This window comes from Devosia sp. RR2S18 (genome assembly GCF_030177755.1).
In the GTDB taxonomy this organism is placed as follows: domain Bacteria; phylum Pseudomonadota; class Alphaproteobacteria; order Rhizobiales; family Devosiaceae; genus Devosia; species Devosia rhizosphaerae.
The window spans coordinates 1,935,279-1,960,733 of sequence record NZ_CP126539.1; the positions used below are offsets into that span (position 1 = coordinate 1,935,279).

The window sequence follows — 25,455 nt, forward strand, 5'->3', positions numbered from 1 at the left end:
GCATAGGCACGCAGATACGGAGTAGAGACAACGCGCAACGAGATCTTTGTCACTCCCAGTATCGTAGTCAGGCTGCTTCCAGCAGGCATTAGCCCAGGCCTGCCGATCGCCCATCGTAGTGCAGGTGCTTGATGAACAGGGCACATTAACTGGAACCGTGACGCTGTCGGACGTGCCTTCAGCGCTCTTTCACGTCAATGCCGAAGAATTGGCTCTTACCGCCTGAGCGAAGGTTTGCGGGAGGAAAGGAGCCGCTCCGGGGTAGACCACTATCCCTAGGCCGCGGCGCTCAGTTTCCGTGAGGTGGTACCGTCGACCACGTCGTCAACAATCGGCAGATCGTCGATCAATTTGATTGCGCGCTCTACCTGAAGCCGATCAAGGTCATGGCCCCTGAGGGTGACGACGCCATCCTGCACAGTGACCTCCATGCCATGGGCGTCCAAGAAGGCGTCCTGCCAGAGCGCCTCAATGACGCGGTCGGCGATGTTCTCATCCCGTCGTAGACAGGTGGATTTATTCAACGAGTTCATGATGATGCTCCTTGCTCCGGGAGCTTTTAGCCCTCGCCCTTGTCGACGTGTTTGAGCCAGATCAAGGAGCCGCAACCGCTCGGCGAATGGCCGACATGCGCTGGCGTCTTGGTGCGGGAGCGACTTCGGGGCTCCCCCACAGCTCCTGGAGACCTCGATAACGTGCGAAGAGTTGCTCGCCGGATGCGCCAAACTGCACCACCTCGTAAGGTTCGAGCGGAGCACCAGGATAGTCCATGCCGGGAGATCCCGATGGCATGCCCGCCACTGCAAGGCCAGCGGCATTCGGCCGCTCGCGAAGGAGACGTTCAATCGCTGAAGCGGGCACATGTCCCTCGAGTACGTATCCCTCTACTTCTGCTGTGTGGCACGAGTGAAGAGCTGCCGGAACGCCAACCTGTTCCTTGAGGGCGTAAATATTGTCGTTATCTACAAGGCGCGTGGTGAAACCAGAAGCCGACAGATGGTCTGCCCATGCCGTGCAGCACCCGCAATTGGGGTCCTTGTTGACGATGACGAGCGAGCGAGTGTCGGCAAACGAGAGCGCCGGGAATGCGACCAAAGCTGCATAACCAGCGGCTGCCGCGAGAAAGCGTCGGCGGCTGAAGACCGTGTTCATCGGGCTGCTCCAGCTTGATCGTTATCGGCCGGTGCTGGCCGCGTCAGAATGAAAGTGCCCACCAGAACAAGGAAAATGGCCGTCCCGCAGGCAAGCGGCCAGTCAGGAGAGGCGGTGATAAGCAGAATGATGTAACTCGCCCCCATCATGCCGACCGCGAGAGCTTTCGCCCGAGGGGCTACTGCTCTCTCCCGACGCCAGTTCCGCAGCGGTTCACCAAACACCGGGTGGTTCAGCAGCCAGTGCTCGGCCCGGGGAGAGCAACGCGAGAAGAACCATGCCGCGGCAAGCAGGAAGGGTGTGGAAGGAAGGACCGGCAGCACAGCACCGGCAGCTGCCAAGGACAGCATTGTGCCTCCTAGAGCGAAATTGCACGCCCGCATCACCCTCATTGCCGCACTTCTCCTGAGATCATCTGCATCGCCGCCGAGCCAAGTGTAGCCGCCCGCGCCACATCATCGAAGAGTTGCGCCAACTCCTCGAAAGCGGAGCGGTCCACCTCGGTCCAGCTGATATCGTCGAGTTCAGCCAGCATCTGAGTCAACGCAATTATCCGTGCTAGCTGCCCGCGGGCCTTCAGAAGGGCGCTCCGATCCCGCCGCGCCTGCTCAAGTGTCATGAACCGCCTGACCGCTTCGTCCACATGCTCGCGGCACTCGCAAGTGCTGGCGGCGTGCTGGATTGTAGATCGGAGGCGCTGCGCCAAGTCATCTGTTTGGCTCGAGGTTTCGCGGCTGATAACTGGATGAAACGACATGAGCAGGCGGCCAAGGTGGTTTGCTGCGGTGCAGCTTAGCCAGCTTGCGCCATCATGTGTTTGTTCTGTCGCAAACAAGGGTAGGCTAGCTCACCTTGCCCGGAGGATCGATTGGTTCTCCAAGCATATCGCACGTTTACAGCGAGACCTAATCCACATTCAGACAGGACGTGGCTTGCGCCGAGTGAGAAGCACCGGAGCGTATTCGGCGACATAGAGCATGAAGGCGAGAATCCAGCACAACCCACTGGCTGAAACTAGGTTTGAGTATTGGTCTGGAAACACGGTTGCGAGCGGGCGGAGCACCGCACCAGTAAGCAGTAGAACGTAGCTGATCCCGGTGGTGATCGGCGCTGTAAGCGGCATCCCGGTGTGCCCGCGTGTTGCCCGGCTCATGATCGCAAGCGTCATGAGGCCAATGGCGCCAACTGTGAACAGGTGCAGGGCGGAAGCGGCGTCCAACCATCCGAACGGCACAAGTGCGATGGCGAAGAACCCCAAGGGCACGAATGCATAGGCGACGTGCAGCACGAGCACCAGTCGCTCGGCTCCCGTTTGCCAGCCACGCCACCGCCCCAGCCGCCCCAGGTGCAGCGCGCCGGCAAGCAGGCATATCAGACCTGTGACGAGGTGATCGGGGAGGAAGACCCAAAGCGCAAGGGCAGCAAGGCCCGTGAGTAGTGCCGCTGCATCCAGCCGGCCAAAAGGCGCGGGCAGGGTGGTAATGTGACGCTTGGCTAGCCAGTTCCGCGTGAAGCTCGGCACGACGCGGCCTCCGATGATGGCGATGAGCATGACAAGGGCAGAAACTGCAAGGCGGCTCGCCAGTCCCGCATCGCCATTCCATAGAACCAGCGCATGAAAGGCGCCGTTGGCAACCGTCAAAGCAGCAACGCCAGCCAGCACTTTGAGGTCACGCCACTTGCGTCCTGCAATCACCTCTCGCAGGCAAATGGCAAGGAGGAGGGGCAAGAAGGCCATGTCGGCTGCAATGGCAGCTGGCAATCCGATAAAGTCCGGAGCGATGAGCGCCAACCGTCCCGCAAGCCACACGGCGCAAAGCACCGCAAGCGGAGTGCCTGAGACCGGTAGGCGACCAGTCCAATTCGGGATCGCGGTCAGCAGGAAACCGGCCAACGCTGCGGAGCTATAGCCAAACAGCATCTCATGGGCATGCCACGCAGCACCGCCATAGCTTCCACCGATGGAGATGCCGCCTGCCAGTGCCCCGATCCAGAGCGTCATAGCCAAGACGGCCCAAATCCCGGCAGCCAAGAAGAAGGGACGGAAACCGTAGGCGAGGATCACCGGACCGGTGTGGCGGATTCCCCGGGGTACTGGCTTTCTAGCCACGGCTGGAGCACTCATCGAAACACCTCTTGGAGTTGCTTCCATCTACCTCCGAGGTCTCCATGCGTCTTTGCGTCAAAACAATTGCATCGTTCTGCGGTGGTGCTTGCCGGTGCGAACTTCCGTGGGGAAGGTCTTGTTCAGGCAGTGAGTGGGTGCCAGGGTTTGCAGCGGCAGCTTGGCATGGCATTGTTGAACCATGGCCAAGCAGTTTCCATCACTCGAAGCGCACCACCGCCGGTTCATTGCCGCACAGCGCATGTTCTTCACCGCATCCTCGGCTCCGACTGGGCACGTGAACGTCTCGCCACGAAGCACCGATATGTTCCGGGTGCTCGGGGACAATTCCGTCCTCTATCTGGACCGGACGGGCAGCGGGAACGAGACCGCAGCCCACCTGAAGAAGGATGGCCGATTGACCATCATGTTCTGTGCGGTGGAGGGGCCGCCGCTCATAATGCGCCTCTACGGGCGGGGGCACGTGATTCACCGTGACAGCTCCGAGTATCGGCACCTTCTGTCCACGTTGTTTGACGACGATCCTCCCCTCGGAGCGCGCCAGATGGTGCAGCTTGACATCGATCTGGTGCAAACTTCGTGTGGCTTCGGCGTGCCGCTGTTTGATTACAAGCAAGAGCGACCGCAGATGGATGCTTGGGCGGAGGCTAAGGGAGTAGAGGGTGTCGAGGCATACTGGCGGGAGAAGAACCAAGTCAGTCTGGATGGCTTCCCAACCGGGCTCTTCGAGAAATCGTAAGCCTTCGCTCGGGCAATGCATATGCGTGCCCTGCACTTCACTTCGTGAGCTCTTCTGATTGCACAACATTTGCGCGGAACGCATGAAATTTGGGCGCTAAGCCTTTGAGCTTTTCCAGCTCCGCTGCTACTCAGCTGCCATGTTGCGACTTGCATTTCTCAACCAGTTCCTGCCCAACCTTGTTCCTGTCAGTGGGCATGAACGAGCGCGTGCTGCGTTGGGGGCGTTCGCCGGAATATTGGTGACGGGAATCGTGACTGCTGCTGCGGTTGGCTCGGACGCAGGAATCCCGCTGTTGATGGCACCGATTGGTGCCTCGGCGGTGCTGCTATTTGCAGTGCCAACCAGCCCACTCGCCCAGCCCTGGTCGATCCTGGCTGGCAATTGCCTGGCAGCGCTGGTGGGCGTCACGGCCGCCCTTCTCATTCCTCAGCCAATGGTTGCTGCAGCTTTCGCCGTGGCAGTCAGTATAGGGCTGATGCTGACCTGCCGTTGCCTCCATCCGCCCAGCGGCGCCGTTGCGCTTACGGCCGTGATCGGCGGTCCGGCGATCACAGAGCTCGGCTATGGCTTCATACTATGGCCTGTCGGGCTCAATTCTGTGCTCCTGTTGCTCCTGGCCCTCTTGTTCAACAAGTTGACCGGGAAAGAATACCCGCACCGTCCTAGCGCGGGCGTATCGCTCCCGAGCGTGGGGAGTGGGGGCGGCGGTAGCCTCGGCGTCACGATCGAGGACCTGACAACCGCCATCCAGGAACGAGACGATATTGTGCCCGTAGACCCGGCCGATCTGGAGGAGGTTCTACAACGTGCAGAGGCGATGGCCTTCTCACGACGATCCGGAGGCGTGACCGCGGGTGCAATCATGTCACGCGAGGTGATCACGGTCGCACCCGCCACCACTCTACGGGTGTGTCTGCGGCTGCTGCGGAGCCATGGCCTCAAGGCATTGCCCGTAGTTGAAGATGACCGAACCGTTGTCGGCATACTCACGGCAACTGACCTGCTGGAAAAGGCGGACTGGGGTCCAGCTCCCGTTGCCACGGGGCTCGGCTGGCGTTTGCGCGCGATGACGAACTCAGACCGGCCTCTTCGTGGCAAGGCACGTGAGCTGATGAGTTCGCAAGTCCGTTGTGTCTCCCAGGCAATGCCGATCGCCCGCGTGGTACAGGTGATGGCCGAGACGGGCCACCACCACCTGCCGGTGCTCGATGATCAAGGCATCCTCATTGGCATGGTGACGCAGTCGGACGTGCTTTCCGCGCTCTTTCATGTCAATGCCGAGGAGCTGGCGCTTATCGCCTGACGGAGAAGGCTGCGGGACGGGAGGTGCCGCTCGGGGTTGAACACTACCCTAGGCCGCAGCCCTCAGTTTTCGCGAGGTGGTACCATCGACCACGTCGTCAACAATCGGCAGATCCTCGATCAATTCGATTGCGTGCTCTACCTGGAGTCGATCAAGGTCTTGGCCCTTGAGGATGACGACACCATCCTGCACAGTGACCTCCATGCCATGGGCGTCCAGGAAGGCGTCCTGCCACAGGGCCTCCATCACGTCGTCGGCGATGTTTTCATCACGGCGGAGGTTGGCCGATCTATCGAACGAATTCATGATTTTGCTCCTTGCTGCGGGAGCTTTTAACCCTCGCCCTCGCCGCCGTGTTTGAGCCAGATCAAGGAGCCGCACCCTCTCAGCGAATAGCCGGCATGCGCTGAGAATGGGGGAGCGACTTCGCGGCACCCCCTCACAGCTCCTTGAGACCACGATAGCGCGTGAAAAGTTGCCCGCCCGATGCGCCAACCTGCCCACGTCATAGGGTTCGAGCTGAGCTCCAATATAGTCGATGCCAGGGAAGCCCGATGGTATGCCCGCAACTGAAAGGCCAGTAGCATTCGGCCCGAAGGAGATGTGCAATCGCCAGCAGGCACATGCCCCCTAGTACTTAGCCCTCAATTTGTGCCGTGTGGCGAGCAGGCCGGAATACCTGCACCCCGAGATAGCTTCTATCGTGGGAAGCGGTCGATAAGCTTCCAGACGCCACTGATCTTCTGCGACTCCATGAGGATGCCAGTGCGGTATTGGCCGTGCCGTTGGTGTTCTTCGAACGCTGCAAGCGCCGCCCCGAGAGTGTCAAATTGCATCCGCAGACCGCCTGAAGTTGAGCGATCCTCAGTCTCCCAGAACACCACGTGGTAAAGCTTTGGCTGAACATGGATCATGGATGCCGCCCCCGCGGAAGAATACTAAGACCGATAGATCAAACCAACAATGCTCGGGGCCACGGTCGTTGAGCAGACTGCATTCTCCTTGTGCCTCTTCTAGGAGGTTCCAGCGCGTTTCACCTCGGGCAGGGCGATGGCGAACAGGATCGCTGCAGCGAACACGAGGAGGTAGCCACCGATTGTGAGATAAAGCGCAACTCCGACGATGCCACCGATCAGGAAAGCTATGATCGTGCTTGTATATAAGCGCAGCCTGGCAAGTGCACTCTCCCTCTGTGGGGCCCGGTCAAAGAGGGCCGCAAGTCCAAGCCCGATGTCAGTCGCCATGCCAGACACGTGGGTGGTGCGAACTCTCGCGTTGGAGATCCTTGTCGTTGCTGCGTTCTGCAACCCCATGACAAAGCTCAGTCCGAGTACGAGGAGGGCGCTACTGTCGAAGGCGGGAATGAAGATATCCACGCCACCGAGCAACAACAGCAGCAATCCCTCAAGTACAATGCTAAACGCATATATTGCACGGATCTGCCGCTTCCGCCCCGCTTCAATCAGAAGCCCCGAGGTGCACGCCCCAGCAATGAACACTACCAGAAGCGCCCCGAACAGGGCCGCTGCACCGAGTTCGCCGAGACTTAGATGGTCTGAGAATGCTGACAAGTTACCGGTCATGTTCGCTGAGAACAGACCCACCGCCTGAAAGCCAGCGGCGTTCAGGGCGCCCGCTATGCCGGCCAGCAGAGTGGCAAGACGGATATCTACTGCAAGATCGCGTTGGTCGCCTTCGCGTATCAACATCTTCGGCCCCCTGACGACAGAAATAGCCTCTGGTGGCGGGCTGCAGCAAGTGATGCGGTTCGGGCGATTTCCGGATGAGCCGATCACATGGGTAGGACAGTTGGAAGCCTGCACCGCCGGTCGGCTTCGAGCCCCCAATCGAAGATCCACGCTTCCGCCTCGGCTTCTCGACAGCTGCCGGTCCTCTGTGGATGGCTCCCGCATTGCAAGAGGTAATTCGACGTTCTGGCGCGTTGGTCGGGTGCAGTCTTCTGTCCGGCCTATTGATGCAGCCGTAGGAGACTGCTGGCCCTGATGGGGTCGGCGAACAAGGTCCCAATCTGCTAAGCAGGCTATAACGCCTCGGACTGGCTGTGGGTTGTCCCTGTTTCCGGCCTGACCGGTTTCGCCATCACATCGCTTCGCTCTCACAACCTCATGGAGCCGATTATTCGGCTCGAACTGTTTCCCGCTTCAAGTCTTGGCAGTTTACGCCATCAGATGTGGGGCATGGCGAGCCTGGTAGACCTCGCCACGGGTCATGATCGCCCAGACCAGCCGTGCCATCTTGTTCGCCATGGCGACACTCGCCACGCGCACCGGTTTCCTCGCCAGGAGTGCGACAAGCCGGGGGTCTGCGGTGTCCGGTTTGTATTTGGCTCCGCGGATCAACGATGTCGCGCCGATCACAAGCAGCTTCCTCAAATACCGATCGCCCATCTTGGTGATGCGGCCGAGGCGGTCCTTGCCACCACTGGAGTTTTGGGATGGCGTGAGCCCGAGCCAGGCGGCAAACTCTCGACCGGACCTGCAGTGCATCCCAGTCCAACTATGCTGTTCCAACTGCCGGGCCAATACTTCTTGCGCGGGGAGCTTGGCGTCGCTCGAAGTTGCGGTCAGAATGAGGAGGCTTTGCGATATGCTAGGTGACTCCCACAGCCAAGGGGGAATCCTGTCAGACTATAGCTCCCGGGCGCCAACTCCTTTGCTCACCGAATTAGTGGTTGCGGGTACCCGGACCAACTTGTCGGTACCCCTCGCGAAGCCACCCTTGCATTTCCACGTCGATCTCTTCATCAGGTTCGAGCGTGAAGCGGTTGGTGACCACCGATTTCGTGGTGCGAAACGAAGCCTTCAGATGCTGGTGTTCCACAGCATGCAGAAGGTCGATAGAGCACTCAAGATATCTGCCTTTGATGTACGCCGTCGCGAATGTGCGCTTCCCCTTCCACGCCACCATGGTGCGGGAGACCTTCTCGGCCACATCCTTTCCAGCTGCCAGCGCATGCTTTCTAAAATCCATGAAGACCTGGATTGTGTCCGTGTTCTTACCAGATAGGTAATCTTGGATTTCCTGGTCAGCCATGGATAGAGTTTGCACCCCAAGAGCAGGGCAGTAAATGTAGGATACTCGTGTGTCGGCCTAGCTGGCAAGCTCTCAGCAGAACGTAGGCTTACCGGTGGCCAAACGCAGCGCGGCGCGGTCCTCTCGCTTTCTTGCTTAGTGCGATCTTCACCGTCGCCTACTTAAATGCCTTGAGGGCATTTATTCGGGAAGAGACGATGACGCTGCGCATTTCAACCAAACTCCTGATCATGGGTGCGCTTGCACTCGCCATGATGGCGGCGGGAACTGTCTTTTCCCTCTTCAACACTCAGCATCATCTCGTGGAGGACCGCAAAGCACTGTTGTCTGCAATGACCGACAGCGCGACGGCAATCATCGAGTATCACGCAGCCCGTGTTGAAGCAGGCGAAGTGCCCCTGGATGAGGCGCAGCTTCAGGCACTCGAAGCCATCAAGGCGATGCGCTACAGCGGGAGTGAATATTTCTGGATCAATGACATGGGTCCGGTGATGGTGATGCACCCCATCAAACCCGAGCTCGACGGCCAGGATCTTTCCCAAAACGCTGATCCGAACGGCAAACGCTTGTTCGTCGAATTTGTCAGAACAGTCGAAGCTCATGGCTCCGGCTTTGTGGACTACCTATGGCCCAAGCCTGGCAGCGACACTCCACAACCCAAGCTCTCTCACGTCACGGGAACATCCTGGGGTTGGGTTGTTGGCACTGGCGTCTATATCGACGATCTAGAGGCCATGTTCTGGGAGAATGTGTTCATACTGGGTGCCGCCTTGCTGGCCGGTCTCCTGCTGATGGGCGCCTCGGCCTTTCTGATTGCCCGTTCGATCACTCGGCCTGTCAACGCGCTGACCTCAGCAATGGCTGGGTTGGCCGGTGGCCACAATGACATCGACGTTCCGGCAACTACTGCACGTGATGAAGTCGGAGATATGGCAAGGGCCGTCTTGGTTTTCAAACAATCAGCGATTGAGAAGTGCATTGCCGAATCCGAGGCCATCCAGGCACGACAGCAGCATGAAGCCGATCGGGCCATGAGCGAACAGGAGAGGGCGGCAGTACAGCAGGCGAAAGAACGCGAAGCCGAGGACGACGCAGCGGCCGTGGAGGTTCTGGCCGAAGGCCTCGCCGCTCTCGCTTCCGGCAATCTCAGGCATCGCATCACGGCGGACCTGCCCGCCAAGTCGCAGCGTCTCAAGGACGATTTCAATCGCACGGCCGAAAGCCTGAATGACGTCGTCACGAAGCTCCGGCTAACCTCCAATGAACTTAGGGGCGCGACGATCGAAATCATGTCGGGAACGAATGACCTCTCTGACCGCACTACTCGCCAGACTGCGACCATCGAAGAAACCTCAGCAACCATGGAGCAGCTGGCTGTGACAGTAATGGAGAATGCTGGTCGGGCGCAGGAAGCCACAAAAACTGCTACCTCAGTCAGCCAGTCGGCCGAAGAAGGGGGTGAGGCCATGGGGCTGGCGACCGCAGCGATGGAGCGGATCACCACCTCATCGGCCAAAGTTTCCGACATCATCAAAATGATCGATGATATCGCCTTCCAAACCAACCTTTTGGCTCTCAATGCATCGGTCGAAGCTGCACGTGCCGGGGAAGCAGGCAAGGGCTTTGCCGTCGTGGCCATCGAAGTACGTCGTCTGGCCCAATCAGCGGCCGAGGCGTCCTCCGAGGTGAAGGCTCTCATTGAGCAGAGCGCTACCGAGGTTGACGGTGGGTCAAGGCTCGTAGCCAAAGCTGCCGAAAAGCTTGTGGCGATGCTCAAGGCAGCTCGGAGCAACACCGCGCAAATGCAGACGATCGCCGATGCTAGCCGCGAGCAGGCTTCCTCGATAAAGGAGATCACTGCTGCGGTGCGTCAGCTGGACGAAATGACGCAGCACAACGCCGCCCTGGTTGAGGAAACTAACGCGGCAATCGCTCAAACCGACCAACAGGCGACCGCGCTCGACCGGATCGTTGAGATATTCAGGATCGAAGCGGGCGACCCGCGCACTCAATTGCCCGCCACCGCGGAAACTCGGCCTGCTGCGCTTAAGCTAGCAGGGGAAAGCAAATCCACGCGCCACACCCACAGAACCCTTCTTACAAATGGCAACGCAGCGATTGATCAGAACTGGCACGAGGCCTAGGCCTCTTGCCGACCGCTTGAACCCCGTCCTGGTCTCCAGAACACAGATTCGCCTGGCAGAATCTCACGACGGCAAGGCCTTTACCGAGTGGCTGGTTTCAGGGAACTACCTTCTGCCACTGAACGGCAGAATTGGGGTCGCTTGCCGCCGATCAGATTATTTGCTCGGAATGGCAGCTAATCAACCTCTCGGCACCAGAACTGGTCAGTCTGGTGCCGGCCCCAAAGTAGACCATCAGAGTGGGCTGGGCCTTTCCACAAGGTGGAGGGGAGGTCACGGTCTAGTGGAGAAAAAAATCAAGAATAGTACGGCAGTGAACACGCCGTTGAGCGCCATTGCTGTGCCCGAGAATGCGCCTGCCGCGCCGCTGACCTGGAGCGCCCGCGCGGTGCCGATGCCGTGAGCGGCAATGCCTACGGCGAAGCCACGGGCAGGATAGTTGTGTATGCGCAGGGCGTTCATCATCGGAGTGACGACTACTGCGCCAGTGATTCCAGTGAATACCACGATTACAGCGGCGACAGCAGGAATACCGCCCAGCCCTTGCGCCAGGTCCATTGCAATTGGAGCACTGACCGACTTTGGCGCCAGCGATGCCAGTACCTGAACGGGGGTGCCGAACAGCGTAGCAACAAGAAGTGAGCTACCCACTGCCGTCAGGCTTCCCGCGACCAGCGCCACCGCGATGGGCAGAAGTGAACGTTTCACAGCAGCCCGGTTGGCGAACAAGGGAATTGCCAGGGAAGTTGTCGCCGGGCCGAGCAGAAAGTGGATCAGGTTCGCGCCTTGTAAATAGGTGGGGTATGGCGTGCGGGTGAGCAGCAGGACCGGAATGATGATGGCGGCAGAAATCAGCACGCTGTTGGCAAGCGGGGAGTTGTCGAAGCGCCCAGCGATCCATAGCGAGGCGGTGTAGGCAACGAGCGTGACACTCAGCCAAGTCAGCGGTGACGCGGTTAGGTGAGCCCAGACGGGCTCCATATGGATCATGAGCGTTTTCTCGCCAGTAGCCTTTCGGTGCCGATGAAAGCGCCAACGGTGACGAGCAGGGTCATCACCGTCGATACCACCACGGCCAGGAGCAGCGGTAAGCCCCAATCGCGGATCAGTTCGCCTTGCTGCATGATTCCGACGGCAGAGGGAACGAACAGTAGTGTCAGGATGCCGAGCAGGGCATTGCCCACGCCGACCACCGCCTGCGCGCGTTCCCCAAGCACCTTTAAAACAACGAGTAGCAACAGAAGACCCAAGATTGGTCCAGGAAAAAGCAGGCTCGGCAGCATCAGGCGCGCCGCTAGCACAAGGACTTCCCCTGCCAACTGACACAGGATCAGTAGTGACAGTCCGGCTACCCAGTCACGAGGTTGAAGGAATGGTCGCTCCCCTTCACACATGCGACTGCTCCAGGATTGAGCTCTGGCCAGCGCCAATGCGCAAAATACCCATGACCGATCTTATGCCAACGTGGCCGACACGGTTTCGAACCCATCCCCCTCCACAGTAACCCGATCACCGGTCAGAGGCAGCGCGCCGATCCGGGCTCCGGTAATGACTACATCTCTGGTCTTTAGCGGCAAACCCCGCTCGGCGGCGTGGTTGGCGAGCCAGGCGAGCGAGCGAAGCGTGCGCGCGGTGTCTTGGCCGGCTTCCACCCTCCCAACCTCTACCCCGTCTACGAACATAGCGATCCGCTGTCGGCTGAACTCCGGCCAATTCTCCGCCGATCTTGCCCCACCCAACACCACCGCTTCGTTGTTCTGAAGGTCGGCCACCCCGGCGAGCGTTGTCATGTGTGTCCGGTCTAGAAAACGCGACCCAATGACCTCGATTGCCAGATGGATGCTGGCGACCGCATCTCTAACCTCATCTACGCCGTAGCCTCCCGGAATCGGGGGAAGGTCATGCTTTAGGCTAACGGCCAGCTCTGCCTCAATTGCTGGCTGGGCCAATCCTGAGAGCTCGATCGACGCACCATCCCCGAGTACAGTACTGCGCAGTAGAGGGGACGCCATCGGCTCACCTCGCTCAGGGTAGGGTTGCACCTTCCATCCTCCGACGGGTGCCAACGCCAGCGCGGTTTCCGTCTGTACTTGGTATGCCTCTTCGAGGTCTGCAGGCAGCAAGTCCGGTGAAGGGCCGTCGATGAGAATGCCACGAGCTCGGCTCGACAGGATCACGTCGGTAAGGGGAAGTGTCATAATTGTTCTTTTGCTGTTGCGCCGAGGACGAGATCGGCCTGTGATGGCAAGTGTGGGACAATGGGCCGGAACGCCCGTGCTGAACGAACGGGGGTCCGGCATCGCCAAGCTAAGGGGTAGACTTGCCTTTAAGCATTCGAAGCAATGGCTCGTAATGGTCAACTACCGCCCGACGATAAGCGTCGCCGTCGCCCTGTTGGGCCGAGCGGTAGAGGTCCCCGTGAGCGTTGGCCGTCTGCCGCAGATCGGATGGCAGAGCGAGGTCGAGCTTGGGCAGAACCGCCGTGTGAATATCCCAGAACGCCGTCACTAGCTGGACGGCGAGTTGATTGCCGACCGGCGCAAGTAACTCGGTGTGAAACTGCCGGTCTTCGGCAAGGAAAGGCCTTTCCGCCTCCGCGCATGCGAGCATGCGGTTTACCAGATCCTCGATCACCGCGTTGTCGCTGCCCTTGTGAACGGCCACTACGCGTTCGCTGAGGGCTAGGTCAAAAGCGCATCGCATGTCGACTACCTCACGCAGCGCCTCAAGGTCGTCCCCCGGCGACAGTACGCCGCGGAACACCAAAGTCTCCACCAGTGGGGCAAGGCTCATCTGGCCAACCACGGTCCCATGTCCGTGACGAACCTCAACAATATCAAGGGTAGCCAGGCGGCGAATGGCTTCACGCACCGATGAGCGCGAGACCCCCAGCTCTTGGCAGAGTTCGGTTTCGGTTGGAATCGGATCGCCAGCACGCAAGCCGGACGTGAGGATCAGACGCTTGATTTCTTCGGCTGTGGTGCTTCGCCTCATTCGGAGTTCACCGCTTTGCGCCTGTGTCAGGCCGTTCATCGTCCCTCCAAATCTGCGGCCGCACCAAAGCGGCGGGGTGCTGCTTGATAACTGGAATACATGGCTTGCGCAGCAGCACACAATTGTCTAGAAGACATCTGACGTCTGATGTCAATGGAGGAGTTTTCATGCGTTTCGTCCCAAAGGGAGTCTCTCGCCGCGCTTTGTTGTTGGCAGCCGGGGCACTCGCCTCGCTGTCAATGCTGGGTGTAAACGTCGCCACCGCGCAGCCGGTGATGGAGAACATCGATCTCGATGCCACCATCCAGGCCGGCATCGCTTACGGCCTATCCGGCACGTTCGATCCGATGAGCGCGTCGGGTGCAGTCACTGTCGCCGCCAACTGGCACACTCTGGAAGGTTTGGTCGATCTTGATCCCGTGACTCGTGAGCCCTATGCGGCTCTAGCGGCCGAAATGCCGACCAGCTCTGACGGGATAGAGTACACCATCAAGCTCCGTGACGGCGCAGTCTTCCACGATGGCACGCCGGTCACGGCGGATGACGTGGTTTTTTCGACCGAGCGCGTGCTCGACCCCAACTCGAACTCGCTGTTCCGTTCCTTCGTGTCGTTTATCGACAAGGTTGAGGCGGTCGACGAAACGACGGTGAAGTTCACCAACAAGTACCCGTTCTCGCTGTTCAACGAGCGTATTGGCTCTATCAAGATCGTGCCCCGTGCTGCCGTAGAAGCGGATCCGACGGGCTTCGGCAACCTGCCGATCGGCACCGGACCCTACCGCCTTGTTTCGGCCGTTCCGGAAGCGCAGATCGTCTTCGAGCGTAACGAGGCCTATACCGGACCACGCCCGGCTCTTGCTCAGGAGATGGTCTGGAACCTGATTGCTGATCCCACCGCTCGTGTTAACGCTTTGAGCTCTGGGACGGTGATGGCCATCGAAGATGTCCCCTATATCGACATCGACTCGCTCTCGGCCGTGGCAACCGTGGAAAAGGCTCAGTCCTTCGGCCTGCTCTTCGCCATGTTCAACACCGCCGCCCCCCCGTTCGATGATGTTCGCGTCCGTCAGGCGTTCCTCTACGCGCTCGACATGGACAAGATCATCGGCACTGGCATGCTCGACAACGCCGCTGCGGCTAAGTCCTTCCTGCCCGAGACACATCCGAACTTCCATGAGGCGTCGACCGTCTACGCCTACGATCCGGACAAGGCTCGCGAGCTCTTGGCGGAGGCCGGCGTTTCCGAGCTCGACATCACTCTACTGAGCACCGATCATGGCTGGGTTAAGGACGTTGCGCCGATCGTCAAGGAATCGCTTGATGCAGTTGGCTTCGATGTCACCCTTGATATCGGTCAATCTGGCGGACAGTACGTCAAGGTGGACGCCAACGAAATGCAGGCCATGATCGCGCCCGGTGACCCGTCGGTTTTCGGCAACGACGCTGACTTGCTGATGCAGTGGTGGTTTGGCGACAATGTCTGGCCTACGGACCGCTATCGTTGGGCCGACAGTGAAGAATACCAGCAGCTGACTTCTATCCTCGAAGAAGCCGTACGGCTTTCCGGTGAGGAGCAGCAGGCTAAGTGGAACGAAGCTTTCGACCTCATCTCCGAGCAGGTTCCGCTCTATCCGCTGCTGCATCGCCAGCTGCCGACCGCCTGGAACGAGGACGAGCTCGAGAACTTCCGTCCGGTGCCGACCACCGGCCTGTCTTTCCTCGACGTTGGCGTCAAGAAGTAGGCCTTAGTCCGCTGGCGCCGCAGCGCCGGCCGGGACATCATTGGTAAACTCAGGTCCCGGGTATGCCCGGGACCTGGTCCACCCTTCTTCTCCACCAAAAAGTGAGCCAGCGGTCCATGCTGAACGTGCTCAACCTGATCGGAAGGCGCCTCGTACAACTGCCGATCATGATTTTCGGCATTACGTTTCTCGTCTTCTTCATCATGTCCTTCTCGAAGGTCGACCCTGCGCTTACCGCGCTGGGCGAAGGGGCCTCTGTGGAGGCGCGGCAACAATACCGGGCCGAACACGGGCTCGATGATCCGCTGCTGACCCGCTACATCTCGTTTCTCGGCGGCCTTACCAGACTCGACCTTGGCACCTATTCAGCGCGTGAACTGCCGGTGATCGATGAAGTCGCCAAGGCCTTTCCGATCACGCTGCAGTTGACATTCCTTGGCCTGATCATCGCCATCATTTTCTCGCTGCTGCTTGGCGTGCTCGCGGCGATCTATCGAGATCGTTGGCCCGATCAGGTAATCCGGTTCTTGTCCATCGCCTCGCTGTCCACGCCATCATTCTGGCTCGCCGTGTTGCTGATCCAGTTGCTCGGCCACAAAGTGGGCGTGGTTTCGCTGCTGCCGACATCCGGGCGGCTTCCGTCGATCACTGAAAACTTCGGTGGCTGGTTCCTGCGCATGCTCCTGCCTGCGGTCGCTCTTGCCATTCCGGTGATCGGGCAACTCTCGCGCGTGGTGCGCACCGCCATGGTCGAGGAGCTGGACAGAGACTATGTGCGCACCGCACTGGGCGCCGGCATTCCCCGCCACGTCGTTGTTGGTCGCAACGTTCTGCGCAACGCTCTGATTACCCCCATCACCGTGCTCGGCCTGCGTGTCGGCTATCTCTTAGGTGGCGCCGTCATCATCGAGATCATCTTCAACATCAACGGAATGGGGATGTTGATCATGAACGGCGTCAGCAACAATGAGCCAAATCTCATCCAGGGCGTGACGCTCACCGTGGCACTGGCTTTCGTGGTGATCAACGTCGTTGTTGACCTGCTGTACGTGCTGGTCAACCCGCGCATCAGGAGCGTCTGACGTGATCAGAAACGAACTGACCCAAAAGCTCTCGTTCCCTGGCATGCGTCTTTCCGGGCTGAAGCACCTTCCGACACCCTCAAAGATCGCGCTGGCCATCATCGCCTGCGTGTGCCTGATGGCGGTGTTTGCACCCTTCATCGCGCCCTATGACCCGCTTGCCACCGGGTTGACCCGTGGACCTGCAGCGCCTGACGGGTCCCACTGGTTCGGCACCGACCGGCAGGGGCGTGATATCTTCTCCCGCCTCGTCCACGGCGCCGGCGCATCGCTGGTGATCGGACTTGCGGCAACGGGGGTGGCGCTGCTGGCCGCTGCGGTTCTGGGCGCGATTGCCGCCACGTCCGGCCGCTGGGTCTCGGAAGTGCTGATGCGAGTGCTGGACATGGTCATGTCCTTTCCGGGCATCGCGCTTGCTGTGGTGTTCGTAACCGTGTTCGGGCGGTCGTTACCCGCCCTGGTTCTGACGATCGCTTTTCTCTACACACCGCAGCTCACCCGCGTGATCCGCGCCAACATCATCGGCCAGTACGGCGAAGACTACGTGGCTGCCGTTCGGGTGATGGGCGCTTCGACTCCGCACATCCTGATCCGTCACGTTGCTCGCAACTGCCTTGCACCAATCCTGGTGTTCGGCACGGTACTGGTGGCGGACGCTATCGTCTTCGAAGCCTCGCTCTCCTTCATCCAGGCGGGGGTGCCCGATCCGGCGCCATCATGGGGCAACGTCATCGCCGCCGGCCGCCAGCTGGTGATGTCTGGCGCCTGGTGGTCGACGCTGTTTGCCGGTCTGCTGATCACCATAACGGTTCTTGCACTCAATGTACTGGCGGAGGGCATGACTGATGCCATGGCCGCCCCGCGTGCTCGTACCCACGTTGATCCCAGTGCGGTTGACGCTGCAATCGACCAGGTTGATCAGCCCAAGACCGATGCACGGGGCGCCGCGGCAGAACCTATTGTATCACTTGAAGAACGGCTTGCGGAACTGCGGCGCGTGGAGCTCGCCCGCACCGACCGTATGGTCATGGACGACAGCGGTGCGCCTCTTCTGGAAGTGCGTAATCTCAGCATCGCCTTTCCGCGCCACGGCAACGTCAACGTAGTGGACAACATCTCGTTCAGCGTCCGGGCGGGCGAGACGGTCGCACTGGTAGGTGAATCCGGCTGCGGTAAGTCCATTACTTCTTTGGCCATCATGGGGCTACTCGATCCCAGGGCCCAGATCAGCGGCGAAATTCTCTTCGAGGGCAAAAACCTGCTCACCATGGATGAGAGCGACCGTAATGCTCTCCGGGGCAAGGGCATCGCCATGATCTATCAAGACGCTCTCTCATCGTTGAACCCGGCGATGCTGATCCGCTCGCAGATGAAGCAGCTGACCTCCCGCGGAGGCACCCGTTCGGCCCAGGATCTGCTAGAGATGGTGGGCCTCGATCCCGCCCGCACGCTCAACGCTTATCCGCACGAACTTTCGGGCGGGCAAAGACAGCGTGTGCTGATCGCAATGGCTCTAACCCGCAATCCGCGACTAGTCATTGCCGACGAGCCCACGACAGCTTTGGACGTGACGGTTCAAAAGCAGGTTGTGGAACTGCTTGATCGCCTGCGTAGGGAGCTGGGTTTCGCCATGCTGTTCGTCTCGCATGATCTGGCACTGGTGGCAGAGATCTCACACCGCATTGCCGTAATGTATGCCGGCCAGATGGTAGAGCAGGGCCGCACCCGCGAGATCCTCACCCAGCCGGTACATGAGTATACTCGGGGTCTGCTCGGGGCCGTGCTCAGCATTGAGGCCAGCGCGGCGCGCCTGCACCAGATCAAGGGTACGGTGCCCTCTCCGCGAGAATTCCCACCCGGCGACCGGTTCGCGCCACGCTCGTCCAATCCTGCCCGCAGTGCCGGCGTGGTGCCAGTCTTCCGGCAGATACCCGGGACGGAGCATTTCTACGCGTCACATCCGGACGATGCGGTGGTGTTGCCTATGGAGGAGCCCGCATGAACATGATGTCAACTCCTCAGCAGGCTGGTGCTCCGGTCATTGAACTGCGCGATGTATCAGTCGACTTCCGCATACGCTCCCCAGGCCTGAAGCCTATCGTGCTTCGGGCGCTGGATAAGGTCTCGCTGGCCGTGTATGCGGGCCGCACCCTTGGGGTGGTTGGTGAATCCGGATCCGGCAAGTCCACCGCTGCCAAGGTGCTCATCGGCCTTCTGGAGCCGAGTTCGGGTGAGATCTGGTTCGGCGGTGAACAGGTTCGCCGTTTTGACGCCTCCACCCGCAAGCGCATCGGGCGCGTCGTCTCGGTGGTGTTCCAGGATCCGGCGACGGCTCTCAACGCCCGCATGCTGGTGCGCGAGGCGCTGCTTGATCCATTGCGTGTGCACCGCATCGGCGACGAACAGAGCCGCCGCAAGCGTGTTGCTGAGCTCGTCAGCCTTGTGGGTCTGCCGCAATCGGTACTCGATGCTATTCCCGCCCAGCTCTCCGGCGGGCAACGTCAGCGCGTGGCCATTGCCCGTGCCTTGACGCTCAAACCGAAGGTCATCGTGGCCGACGAACCAACATCTGCCCTAGACGTGTCGGTGCGTGCGCAGATCCTCAATCTCCTGCAGGACCTCAAGCGCGAGCTGAACCTTGGCATGGTCTTCATCTCCCACGACATCCAAACTGTGCGCCACATCTCGGACGACATCGCGGTGATGCATCGCGGCAAGGTCATCGAGTTCGGGCCCAGCGACCAGGTGCTAGACAGCCCTTCTCAGGACTACACCCGCACTCTGCTGGCTGCCGCTCCAAGCCTCTTGCGGGCACCCCCCGCGGAAACACCTTCCAACGCCTTCCTCTGACAACCGGAATAAACACCTATGTCCTTCCACGGCATCATCCCGCCTGTCGTAACGCCTCTCAATGACGATGGCAGCATCCACTTCGATGATCTTAAGCGCGTCATTGAATACCTGATTACGTCGGGCGTGAATGGCATCTTTGCGCTCGGCTCTACCGGCCAGGTCGCATACCTTTCGGAGGAAAGCCGCATTTCCGTGGTGAAAGCCATCTCCGCCACCGTTGCCGGTCGTGTGCCGGTCATCGCCGGTGCCATGGAAGTCAGCGCCCCGAGCGTCATTCGTACCGCCCGCGCCATGATCGAGGCCGGAGCCAACGCTATCGTGACCACTGCGCCACTTTACACCATCAATGATGAGGCCGAGATCGCCGAGCATTTTCGGATGATCCGCGCCGGCATCGATGTGCCGCTCTTTGCCTATGACATCCCAGTGCGGTCCCACAAGAAGCTACCGCCGCGCCTGCTGGTGCAGCTCGGCAAGGAAGGCGTTATTGCGGGCGTCAAGGATTCCTCGGGAGATGATGTCGGTTTCCGACGTCTGATCGCCATGAACCGGGATGCGGGTCACCCGCTGGCCCTCTTCACCGGACATGAGGTGGTGGTCGACGCCATGGCTATGATAGGTGCCGACGGTGCCGTGCCCGGCCTCGCCAACGTCGATGCCGCCGCCTACGTCCGTCTCTGGAAAGCAGCTAAGGCGGGGGACATGAAGACCGCCATTGCCGAGCAGGAATATCTCAACCGACTGTTCGAGATCGTCTTCGTCGCGACGGGCCGCTCCGGTGACGCAGCCGGAGTTGGAGCGTTCAAGGCCGCCATGGGTATCAAGGGCCTGTTAAGCGCCGCCACCCTCACCGCCCCGCTGAAGCCCCTCGATGCAGCGACGCTGGATGCGATCGACAAGATCGTGCGCGATTGCAACGCCAAGGCAGCTTGATCGGTGAAGGAACGGCTGCCGGTCCTCCGGCGCCGTTCACATGAAAGGAGCTGACATGTCCGCAATTCTGGAGCGCCTCCGCGGCGGACTGGTGGCGTCTTGCCAGCCGATCGACGATGGTCCCATGGACGATCCTCACATCGTCGCGGCCATGGCGCGGGCGGCTGTCGCCGGCGGTGCGGTGGGCTTGCGCATCGAAGGCATCGACAACCTCCGCGCCGTGCGCCCAGTCGTAGACGTGCCGATCATTGGCATCGTCAAGTCAGACCTCCCCGATACGCCAGTTCGCATCACGGTTCGGGTTCACGAAGCCTTGGAATTGGCCGAAGCCGGCGCCGACATCATAGCCTATGACGCCACCAATCGCCCGCGGCCAGATCCGCGGGAGAGTGTGCTGGCGGCAATCATCGGGGCAGGGCGCCTGGCCATGGCCGATGGCTCCACTCTGGAGGACGGGCAGATCGCACTTGCTGGGGGCGCGACTATCCTCGGAACGACGATGTCTGGTTACACGGCGGCGACCGATCGTCTCAATGCTGGTCCCGACTTTGGCCTCATCCGCGCCTACCGGGACTTGGGTGCCTTTGTCATGGCCGAAGGGCGCATCAACACACCTGAATTGGCTCGGCAGGCGATTGCCGAGGGCGCTGACGCCGTGACGGTGGGCAGTGCTCTTACACGGCTTGAGCAAGTCACCGGCTGGTTCGTCGATGCAGTGCGGAGTGCGCGATGACGGTTGCAGGCTTTGCCGTCGATCTGGGCGGCACCAAGATTGCCGTTGCACGTATCGTCGACGGGGTCGTCAGCGCCCGCCGGCAACGCCCCACCCAGGCCGGTGCCGACCTCGATGGTCAACTGCAGTCGATCGGCGCACTTCTCGAGGATGTAAACTACCGGCGTGGCGAGCCGCTGGGGGTGGCGGTGGCAGGTCGTGTCGACCGGGACGGCAACTGGCATGCGGTCAACACGGCCACTCTCAGCGCTATCGCTGCTGCCCCGTTGGGTGAAGCCTTGCGCGAGCGTTTCGGTAAACACGCCCTGGCCACGAATGATGCCGCTGCTGCAGCATTGGCCGAATACCGGCTTGGCGCCGGTCAAGGCGCCTACAATTTTGCCTACCTCACGGTGTCGACAGGCGTCGGTGGTGGTTTGGTGTTGGGTGGAAGACTGATCGACAGCCTCACTGGCCTGGCAGGCCATGTCGGTTTCACTTCGTCGCAACTTGGCAAGGATCGCTGTGGGTCTGGCCGGATGGGCACAGTGGAGAGTGTCGCTGGAGGCCGGGCCATTGCTGCCGCCGCCGGAATGGGGGATGCCAAGACTGTCTTTGCCGGGGACCCGCAGAATGCCGCCATCCACCGCTCGGAGCAGGCAGTCGCAGGGCTCATTGGTGATTTGACTGCTATACTGGGCCTCGACCAGGTTGCGATCGGCGGAAGCATTGGGTTGGCTCCGAATTATATCGCTGGCGTGCGGACCCATCTCGACCAGGAGCCAGCACTCTTTCGCCCGCCCGTGGTCCCGGCGGGGCTGGGCAATGACAGCGGACTGGTTGGTGCCCTGCTGCACTGCCTTGAGAGTACCTGAAGATACGTTCGGAACACAGCTGCATGAAGGTAGTACTAGCATTCGGCGATAGCCTGACCTGGGGCGCCGACGCGGAGACGGGCGGCCGTCACTCCTATGAGGACCGTTGGCCCTCGGTTCTGGAACAGCAACTTGCTGGAGAAGCCCGCGTCATTGCCGAAGGACTGAGCGGGCGCACAACTTCCTTCGACGACCACGCGAGCCTCGCTGACCTCAACGGAGTCAGAGCGTTGCCGATGCTACTCGCCACCCACACGCCCATCGATATTGTAGCCATCATGCTCGGGACCAACGATCTCAAACCGCATCTTTGCGGCACGGCAACTGGCGCCGCTTTCGGGATGCGCCGGCTAGCCGAAATCGTGGCGACATATCCCTTCGGACCCGGTGTACAGCGCCCCAAGGTACTGCTAATCGCGCCGCCCATCATAACCGAGCCTGCCGAAGCAAAAATCCTCGACTGCTTTGCAGGTGCAGCATCCGAGTCCCAGCGCCTGGCCCAGCTATTTCAGGAGGTCGCCAGCGCGGCAGCATTGGCCTTCGTCGACGCTGGGACCGTCGCCCGTTCATCACCCGTAGACGGGGTGCACCTCGACGCGGACAACACCCGTGCCATTGGCCTAGCCCTAGCGCCTATTGTGCGAGGCATGCTGCACGGCCAGTAAATCGGGCAGCTGCAAAGACCATCGCGCCCGCGGTTCAACTGAGAGCAGTCAAAATGGAAGTCATCGTGCGGGCCTCGGCAGATGCCGTTGCCGATTATGTTCACGACCGGATAGTCGAACAGCTCCGTGGCGTTCCCAGCAGTGTGCTCGGGCTACCCACGGGCGGCACGCCCGTGCCGGTCTACGCGCGCCTGGTTGAGAGCTACCGTACAGGTGTGATCTCTTTCAAGCAGGCCACCACCTTCAACCTCGACGAATATATTGGCTTGGGAAGTGAACATCCCGCCTCCTACGCAGCTTATATGCGGCACCATTTGTTCGATCACGTGGACTGTCCAGCCCGACGCCGCCACATCCCGGACGGCTTGGCCTCGGACGTCGACGCTGAGGCCGCCGCTTACGATCGAGCGATCGCCAACGCTGGCGGCATGGGTCTACTGCTCCTGGGTCTGGGCGAGAATGCCCATATTGGCTTCAACGAACCAGGATCGGATTTTGCGTCGCGGACCAGACCCGTCGACCTCGCCGCGTCAACAATGGCCGCTAATGCCCGTTACTTTACTGACGGGACGAGGCCACCCACCCGCGCCTTGTCCATGGGCATCGGCACGATCCTGGAGGCGCGCAGCATCATCGTTATGGCCACCGGCCCTCGGAAGGCAGAGGCCGTCCGGCGCATGGTCAGAGAGGCTCCCACGAACGAGGTGCCCGGATCGGCCCTGCAGTTGTCCCGTGATGTCACGGTTGTGCTGGACCACGCGGCGTCTTCCAAATTGGAACGGCACCTCCGCCCCCCTTGTCAGCAACAGCAGGCTCCCCAATGACCGAACTTCTGGCTGTAACGGCCCCGAAAATCTTCGATTCCGAAGTGTGGTTGGAAAACGCTGCGCTGTTGGTCCAGGGAGGGCGAGTGCTCGCCACGGTTCCGGTCAATGCGATACCAGGCGCAGCACGACGGATCGATTTCTCAGAAGACCTGGTTCCAGGCTTCGTTGATCTTCAGGTCAATGGCGGCGGTGGCATTCTGTTCAACAATCAGCCCGATCTCGACGCTATCCGTTGCATCTGCATGGCACATGCCCAGTTCGGAACCACAGCCCTGCTGCCGACACTCATCACGGATACCGTTGCGGTCACCGAAGCGGCTATGGCGGCCGGGATCGAAGCTGCTACTCGAGAGATCCCCGGCTTTCTTGGTCTCCACCTTGAAGGTCCCCACCTTGCTGTCGCACGCAAGGGAACACACGACCCGGCACTAATACGGCCCATGACATCGACGGATCTAGACCGGCTAATCGTCGCCCGAGAACATCTGCCTGTTCTCTTGGTAACGGTCGCCCCGGAGTCGGTGACCACTGACCAAGTTGAGAAACTTGTCGATGCAGGGATCATCGTCAGCGTCGGACATTCGGACGCCGACCTCGCCCGCACAGAACGGGTCTTCGCCGCTGGCGCGCGGCAGGCAACCCACTTGTTCAATGCCATGAGCCAACTACAAAGCCGCGAACCCGGCGTAGTTGGTGCAGCTCTAGCCGCACCTCACGTGTTTGCCGGTCTCATCGCCGACGGTATCCACGTTCACCCAACCGCAATTCGCCTCGCCCTTGCCGCCAAACAGGGCCCCGGACGCATTTTCCTCGTGACTGATGCTATGTCCCAGACCGGCACCGACATCACCAGCTTCTCCCTTAATGGCCGCACCATCCACCGCGCCAACGGGGCTCTGCGCCTTGAAAACGGCACGCTCGCCGGCGCCGATCTCGACATGATCGACGCAGTACGTTTCATGCATGAGCAGGTGGGACTGCCCTGGACCGAATGCCTTCGCATGGCTTCGCTATATCCGTCACGGGCAGCGGGCATACAGAGGGACCATGGGCACCTCAAGAAGGGCGCGATGGCCAACTTCATCCAGATGAGCGAAGACAAGCGCGTCGTCAGCACATGGATCAAAGGCAGAGAGGTGTACGGAGGGGCAGCAGCAGGGCTAGAAACGCAAGTAGTGTAGCTTGGTGGAGCAAATTTACGGCGGTAATCAGGGGACAGGAGGAGCGAGTGGAAGAGAGTACCGATAAGTAGGCTGCTTTTCTCCCAAGTCGGTCCTCCGCTCGCTGTCGGGTCGTGAGTGGTCCGCACACTCTACAGATTTCGGCCCTCACTTATTGATTGAGGCAAGGTATCGAAGGCGATGCGAAAGCCAACATTACTGGCGGAGCTGTCTGCAGACAGAGCCATGCGTGCTGCTATTCGATAGCGGTAGCAATAGCTGCGATGGCAGAGGAAGGAGCCGCCTTTAAGCAGACGCTCCCGGTTAGCAAGTGCCATTTCGTTGCGTTGCCGGGCGGTTCGAGAGATAGAGCGTATGCGGAACGGCTCTGCCGTCCACTCCCATACGTTCCCAACCATATTGAAGAAGCCTAGTTCTGAGGGGGTGAAGCTCCGGGACGGTGCAGTCCCTTCATATCCGTCCTGCGCCGTGTTCAGCTGGGGGAAATCGCCCTGCCAAATGTTGCAAAACACTGTATCGTCAGTCGGCTCATCATCGCCCCAGGGGAAACGACGCCGGACGAGCCCTCCTCGGGCGGCATGCTCCCATTCAGCTTCGCTGGGGAGGCGGCCACCGGCCCACGCAGCAAAATCCTCTGCGTCTTGCAATGAGACATGGGTCACCGGATGATCCATCCGGCGTTCGATTGAGCTGCCGCGGCCTTCAGGTTCACGCCAGTTGGCATCGTGCACCTTGCTCCACCAGCTGAGGCCGCTGCCGACGACTTCCCCGAGGCGAATCCCGCCTCCGGTGAATACCGCTGACCAGCCGAAGCGTTCGGCTTCCGTGACGTAGCCCGTCTCAGCGACGAACCGGCTGAAACGTACATTCGTTACCGTTGCCGCTTCGAGGAAATAGTCTTTGAGCTTTGTTGGCCGCTCCGGACCCTCACCATCAAGTGGGATAAGTGGTTGCGCGACACCAACGAAGCTTGGCCCGCCCTTGAGAAAGATCGGGTCGCAATAGCGTGGACCAGCCGATTGTGCGAGTGGCAAGCCGTTGGTACCCACAGCATCGCCGACCGCTTGCCCT

General features: G+C 60.5%; 27 protein-coding genes and 1 pseudogene. 13 read left to right on the forward strand and 15 right to left on the reverse strand.

Features of this window, described 5'->3' with window-relative positions; all coding sequences use genetic code 11:
- Positions 1–275: 275 nt before the first annotated feature.
- The 5 genes from QOV41_RS09665 to QOV41_RS09685 all read right to left on the reverse strand — a co-directional run bounded on the left by QOV41_RS09665 (position 276) and on the right by QOV41_RS09685 (position 3,277).
- A complete protein-coding gene (locus QOV41_RS09665; protein ID WP_284581094.1) occupies positions 276–533 on the reverse strand; it encodes a BON domain-containing protein in 258 nt (85 codons plus the stop codon).
- Between the two features lie 61 nt (positions 534–594).
- Positions 595–1,152 (reverse strand): DUF411 domain-containing protein, encoded by a 558-nt coding sequence (locus QOV41_RS09670; RefSeq protein ID WP_284581096.1) that lies wholly within the window; start codon positions 1,150–1,152, stop codon positions 595–597.
- Complete coding sequence (locus tag QOV41_RS09675) at positions 1,149–1,502, reverse strand: YbaN family protein (RefSeq protein ID WP_415926761.1); 354 nt, start codon at positions 1,500–1,502, stop codon at positions 1,149–1,151. Before QOV41_RS09675 ends, QOV41_RS09670 begins: the two co-directional genes overlap by 4 nt.
- A gap of 38 nt (positions 1,503–1,540) precedes the next feature.
- Positions 1,541–1,696, reverse strand: coding sequence for a hypothetical protein (locus tag QOV41_RS09680; RefSeq protein ID WP_284581097.1), 156 nt, complete (start codon positions 1,694–1,696; stop codon positions 1,541–1,543).
- Between the two features lie 372 nt (positions 1,697–2,068).
- The gene (locus QOV41_RS09685; protein ID WP_284581098.1) at positions 2,069–3,277 is read right to left on the reverse strand and encodes an NnrS family protein; all 1,209 of its coding nucleotides are present in this window, start codon (positions 3,275–3,277) and stop codon (positions 2,069–2,071) included.
- Positions 3,278–3,458: 181 nt separating this feature from the next.
- Between QOV41_RS09685 and QOV41_RS09690 the strand changes: the two genes are divergently transcribed.
- Positions 3,459–4,016, forward strand: coding sequence for a pyridoxamine 5'-phosphate oxidase family protein (locus QOV41_RS09690; protein WP_284581099.1), 558 nt, complete (start codon positions 3,459–3,461; stop codon positions 4,014–4,016).
- 139 nt (positions 4,017–4,155) lie between these two features.
- The gene (locus QOV41_RS09695; RefSeq protein WP_284581100.1) at positions 4,156–5,322 is read left to right on the forward strand and encodes an HPP family protein; all 1,167 of its coding nucleotides are present in this window, start codon (positions 4,156–4,158) and stop codon (positions 5,320–5,322) included.
- Between the two features lie 48 nt (positions 5,323–5,370).
- Here QOV41_RS09695 and QOV41_RS09700 read toward each other — a convergent pair whose 3' ends face one another.
- The 5 genes and pseudogenes from QOV41_RS09700 to QOV41_RS09720 all read right to left on the reverse strand — a co-directional run bounded on the left by QOV41_RS09700 (position 5,371) and on the right by QOV41_RS09720 (position 8,376).
- Positions 5,371–5,628 (reverse strand): BON domain-containing protein, encoded by a 258-nt coding sequence (locus QOV41_RS09700; protein WP_284581102.1) that lies wholly within the window; start codon positions 5,626–5,628, stop codon positions 5,371–5,373.
- A gap of 392 nt (positions 5,629–6,020) precedes the next feature.
- Positions 6,021–6,236 carry a hypothetical protein gene (locus QOV41_RS09705; protein ID WP_284581103.1) on the reverse strand — a complete coding sequence of 72 codons (216 nt, stop codon included), beginning with the start codon at positions 6,234–6,236 and terminating at the stop codon, positions 6,021–6,023.
- Positions 6,237–6,335: 99 nt separating this feature from the next.
- A complete protein-coding gene (locus QOV41_RS09710; protein ID WP_284581105.1) occupies positions 6,336–7,031 on the reverse strand; it encodes a YoaK family protein in 696 nt (231 codons plus the stop codon).
- A 468-nt stretch (positions 7,032–7,499) separates the two neighbouring features.
- A pseudogene (locus QOV41_RS09715) lies at positions 7,500–7,820 on the reverse strand (transposase); the annotation flags it as partial.
- A 187-nt stretch (positions 7,821–8,007) separates the two neighbouring features.
- On the reverse strand, positions 8,008–8,376 hold the full coding sequence (locus QOV41_RS09720) for a DUF5655 domain-containing protein (RefSeq protein ID WP_284581106.1): 369 nt from the start codon (positions 8,374–8,376) through the stop codon (positions 8,008–8,010).
- A gap of 197 nt (positions 8,377–8,573) precedes the next feature.
- Between QOV41_RS09720 and QOV41_RS09725 the strand changes: the two genes are divergently transcribed.
- On the forward strand, positions 8,574–10,520 hold the full coding sequence (locus tag QOV41_RS09725; protein ID WP_284581108.1) for a methyl-accepting chemotaxis protein: 1,947 nt from the start codon (positions 8,574–8,576) through the stop codon (positions 10,518–10,520).
- Positions 10,521–10,793: 273 nt separating this feature from the next.
- Here QOV41_RS09725 and QOV41_RS09730 read toward each other — a convergent pair whose 3' ends face one another.
- The 4 genes from QOV41_RS09730 to QOV41_RS09745 all read right to left on the reverse strand — a co-directional run bounded on the left by QOV41_RS09730 (position 10,794) and on the right by QOV41_RS09745 (position 13,514).
- On the reverse strand, positions 10,794–11,510 hold the full coding sequence (locus QOV41_RS09730) for an LrgB family protein (protein WP_284581110.1): 717 nt from the start codon (positions 11,508–11,510) through the stop codon (positions 10,794–10,796).
- Positions 11,507–11,803: a CidA/LrgA family protein gene (locus QOV41_RS09735; RefSeq protein WP_350151084.1), complete on the reverse strand. Its 297-nt coding sequence runs from the start codon at positions 11,801–11,803 to the stop codon at positions 11,507–11,509. The genes QOV41_RS09730 and QOV41_RS09735 overlap by 4 nt, the downstream gene beginning before the upstream one ends.
- Before the next feature lie 171 nt (positions 11,804–11,974).
- Complete coding sequence (locus tag QOV41_RS09740; protein ID WP_284581113.1) at positions 11,975–12,718, reverse strand: 2-keto-4-pentenoate hydratase; 744 nt, start codon at positions 12,716–12,718, stop codon at positions 11,975–11,977.
- 109 nt (positions 12,719–12,827) lie between these two features.
- Positions 12,828–13,514, reverse strand: a complete 687-nt coding sequence (locus tag QOV41_RS09745) for a FadR/GntR family transcriptional regulator (protein WP_284581114.1) — start codon at positions 13,512–13,514, stop codon at positions 12,828–12,830.
- Between the two features lie 167 nt (positions 13,515–13,681).
- On the opposite strand from QOV41_RS09745, the gene QOV41_RS09750 reads away from it, so the two are divergent.
- The 10 genes from QOV41_RS09750 (at position 13,682) to nagA (ending at position 24,384) form a co-directional block, all read left to right on the forward strand.
- Positions 13,682–15,256, forward strand: coding sequence for an ABC transporter substrate-binding protein (locus QOV41_RS09750; protein ID WP_284581115.1), 1,575 nt, complete (start codon positions 13,682–13,684; stop codon positions 15,254–15,256).
- A gap of 116 nt (positions 15,257–15,372) precedes the next feature.
- Positions 15,373–16,338, forward strand: a complete 966-nt coding sequence (locus QOV41_RS09755) for an ABC transporter permease (RefSeq protein WP_284581116.1) — start codon at positions 15,373–15,375, stop codon at positions 16,336–16,338.
- 1 nt (position 16,339) lies between these two features.
- Positions 16,340–18,340, forward strand: a complete 2,001-nt coding sequence (locus QOV41_RS09760) for a dipeptide/oligopeptide/nickel ABC transporter permease/ATP-binding protein (RefSeq protein WP_284581117.1) — start codon at positions 16,340–16,342, stop codon at positions 18,338–18,340.
- Positions 18,337–19,188 carry an ABC transporter ATP-binding protein gene (locus QOV41_RS09765; protein ID WP_284581118.1) on the forward strand — a complete coding sequence of 284 codons (852 nt, stop codon included), beginning with the start codon at positions 18,337–18,339 and terminating at the stop codon, positions 19,186–19,188. The genes QOV41_RS09760 and QOV41_RS09765 overlap by 4 nt, the downstream gene beginning before the upstream one ends.
- An 18-nt stretch (positions 19,189–19,206) precedes the next feature.
- Entirely contained in the window at positions 19,207–20,124 is a 918-nt protein-coding gene (locus QOV41_RS09770) for a dihydrodipicolinate synthase family protein (RefSeq protein WP_284581120.1), read from the forward strand.
- Positions 20,125–20,179: 55 nt separating this feature from the next.
- Entirely contained in the window at positions 20,180–20,857 is a 678-nt protein-coding gene (locus QOV41_RS09775; RefSeq protein WP_284581121.1) for an N-acetylmannosamine-6-phosphate 2-epimerase, read from the forward strand.
- Positions 20,854–21,711 (forward strand): ROK family protein, encoded by an 858-nt coding sequence (locus QOV41_RS09780; protein ID WP_284581122.1) that lies wholly within the window; start codon positions 20,854–20,856, stop codon positions 21,709–21,711. The genes QOV41_RS09775 and QOV41_RS09780 overlap by 4 nt, the downstream gene beginning before the upstream one ends.
- Positions 21,712–21,734: 23 nt before the next feature.
- The gene (locus QOV41_RS09785) at positions 21,735–22,376 is read left to right on the forward strand and encodes an SGNH/GDSL hydrolase family protein (RefSeq protein ID WP_284581124.1); all 642 of its coding nucleotides are present in this window, start codon (positions 21,735–21,737) and stop codon (positions 22,374–22,376) included.
- A gap of 53 nt (positions 22,377–22,429) precedes the next feature.
- The gene (gene nagB / locus QOV41_RS09790; RefSeq protein ID WP_284581126.1) at positions 22,430–23,200 is read left to right on the forward strand and encodes a glucosamine-6-phosphate deaminase; all 771 of its coding nucleotides are present in this window, start codon (positions 22,430–22,432) and stop codon (positions 23,198–23,200) included.
- The gene (nagA, locus tag QOV41_RS09795; protein ID WP_284581128.1) at positions 23,197–24,384 is read left to right on the forward strand and encodes an N-acetylglucosamine-6-phosphate deacetylase; all 1,188 of its coding nucleotides are present in this window, start codon (positions 23,197–23,199) and stop codon (positions 24,382–24,384) included. Before nagB ends, nagA begins: the two co-directional genes overlap by 4 nt.
- Before the next feature lie 131 nt (positions 24,385–24,515).
- On the opposite strand, the gene QOV41_RS09800 is transcribed toward nagA, so the two are convergent.
- Entirely contained in the window at positions 24,516–25,418 is a 903-nt protein-coding gene (locus QOV41_RS09800) for a formylglycine-generating enzyme family protein (protein ID WP_284581130.1), read from the reverse strand.
- Positions 25,419–25,455: the final 37 nt, after the last annotated feature.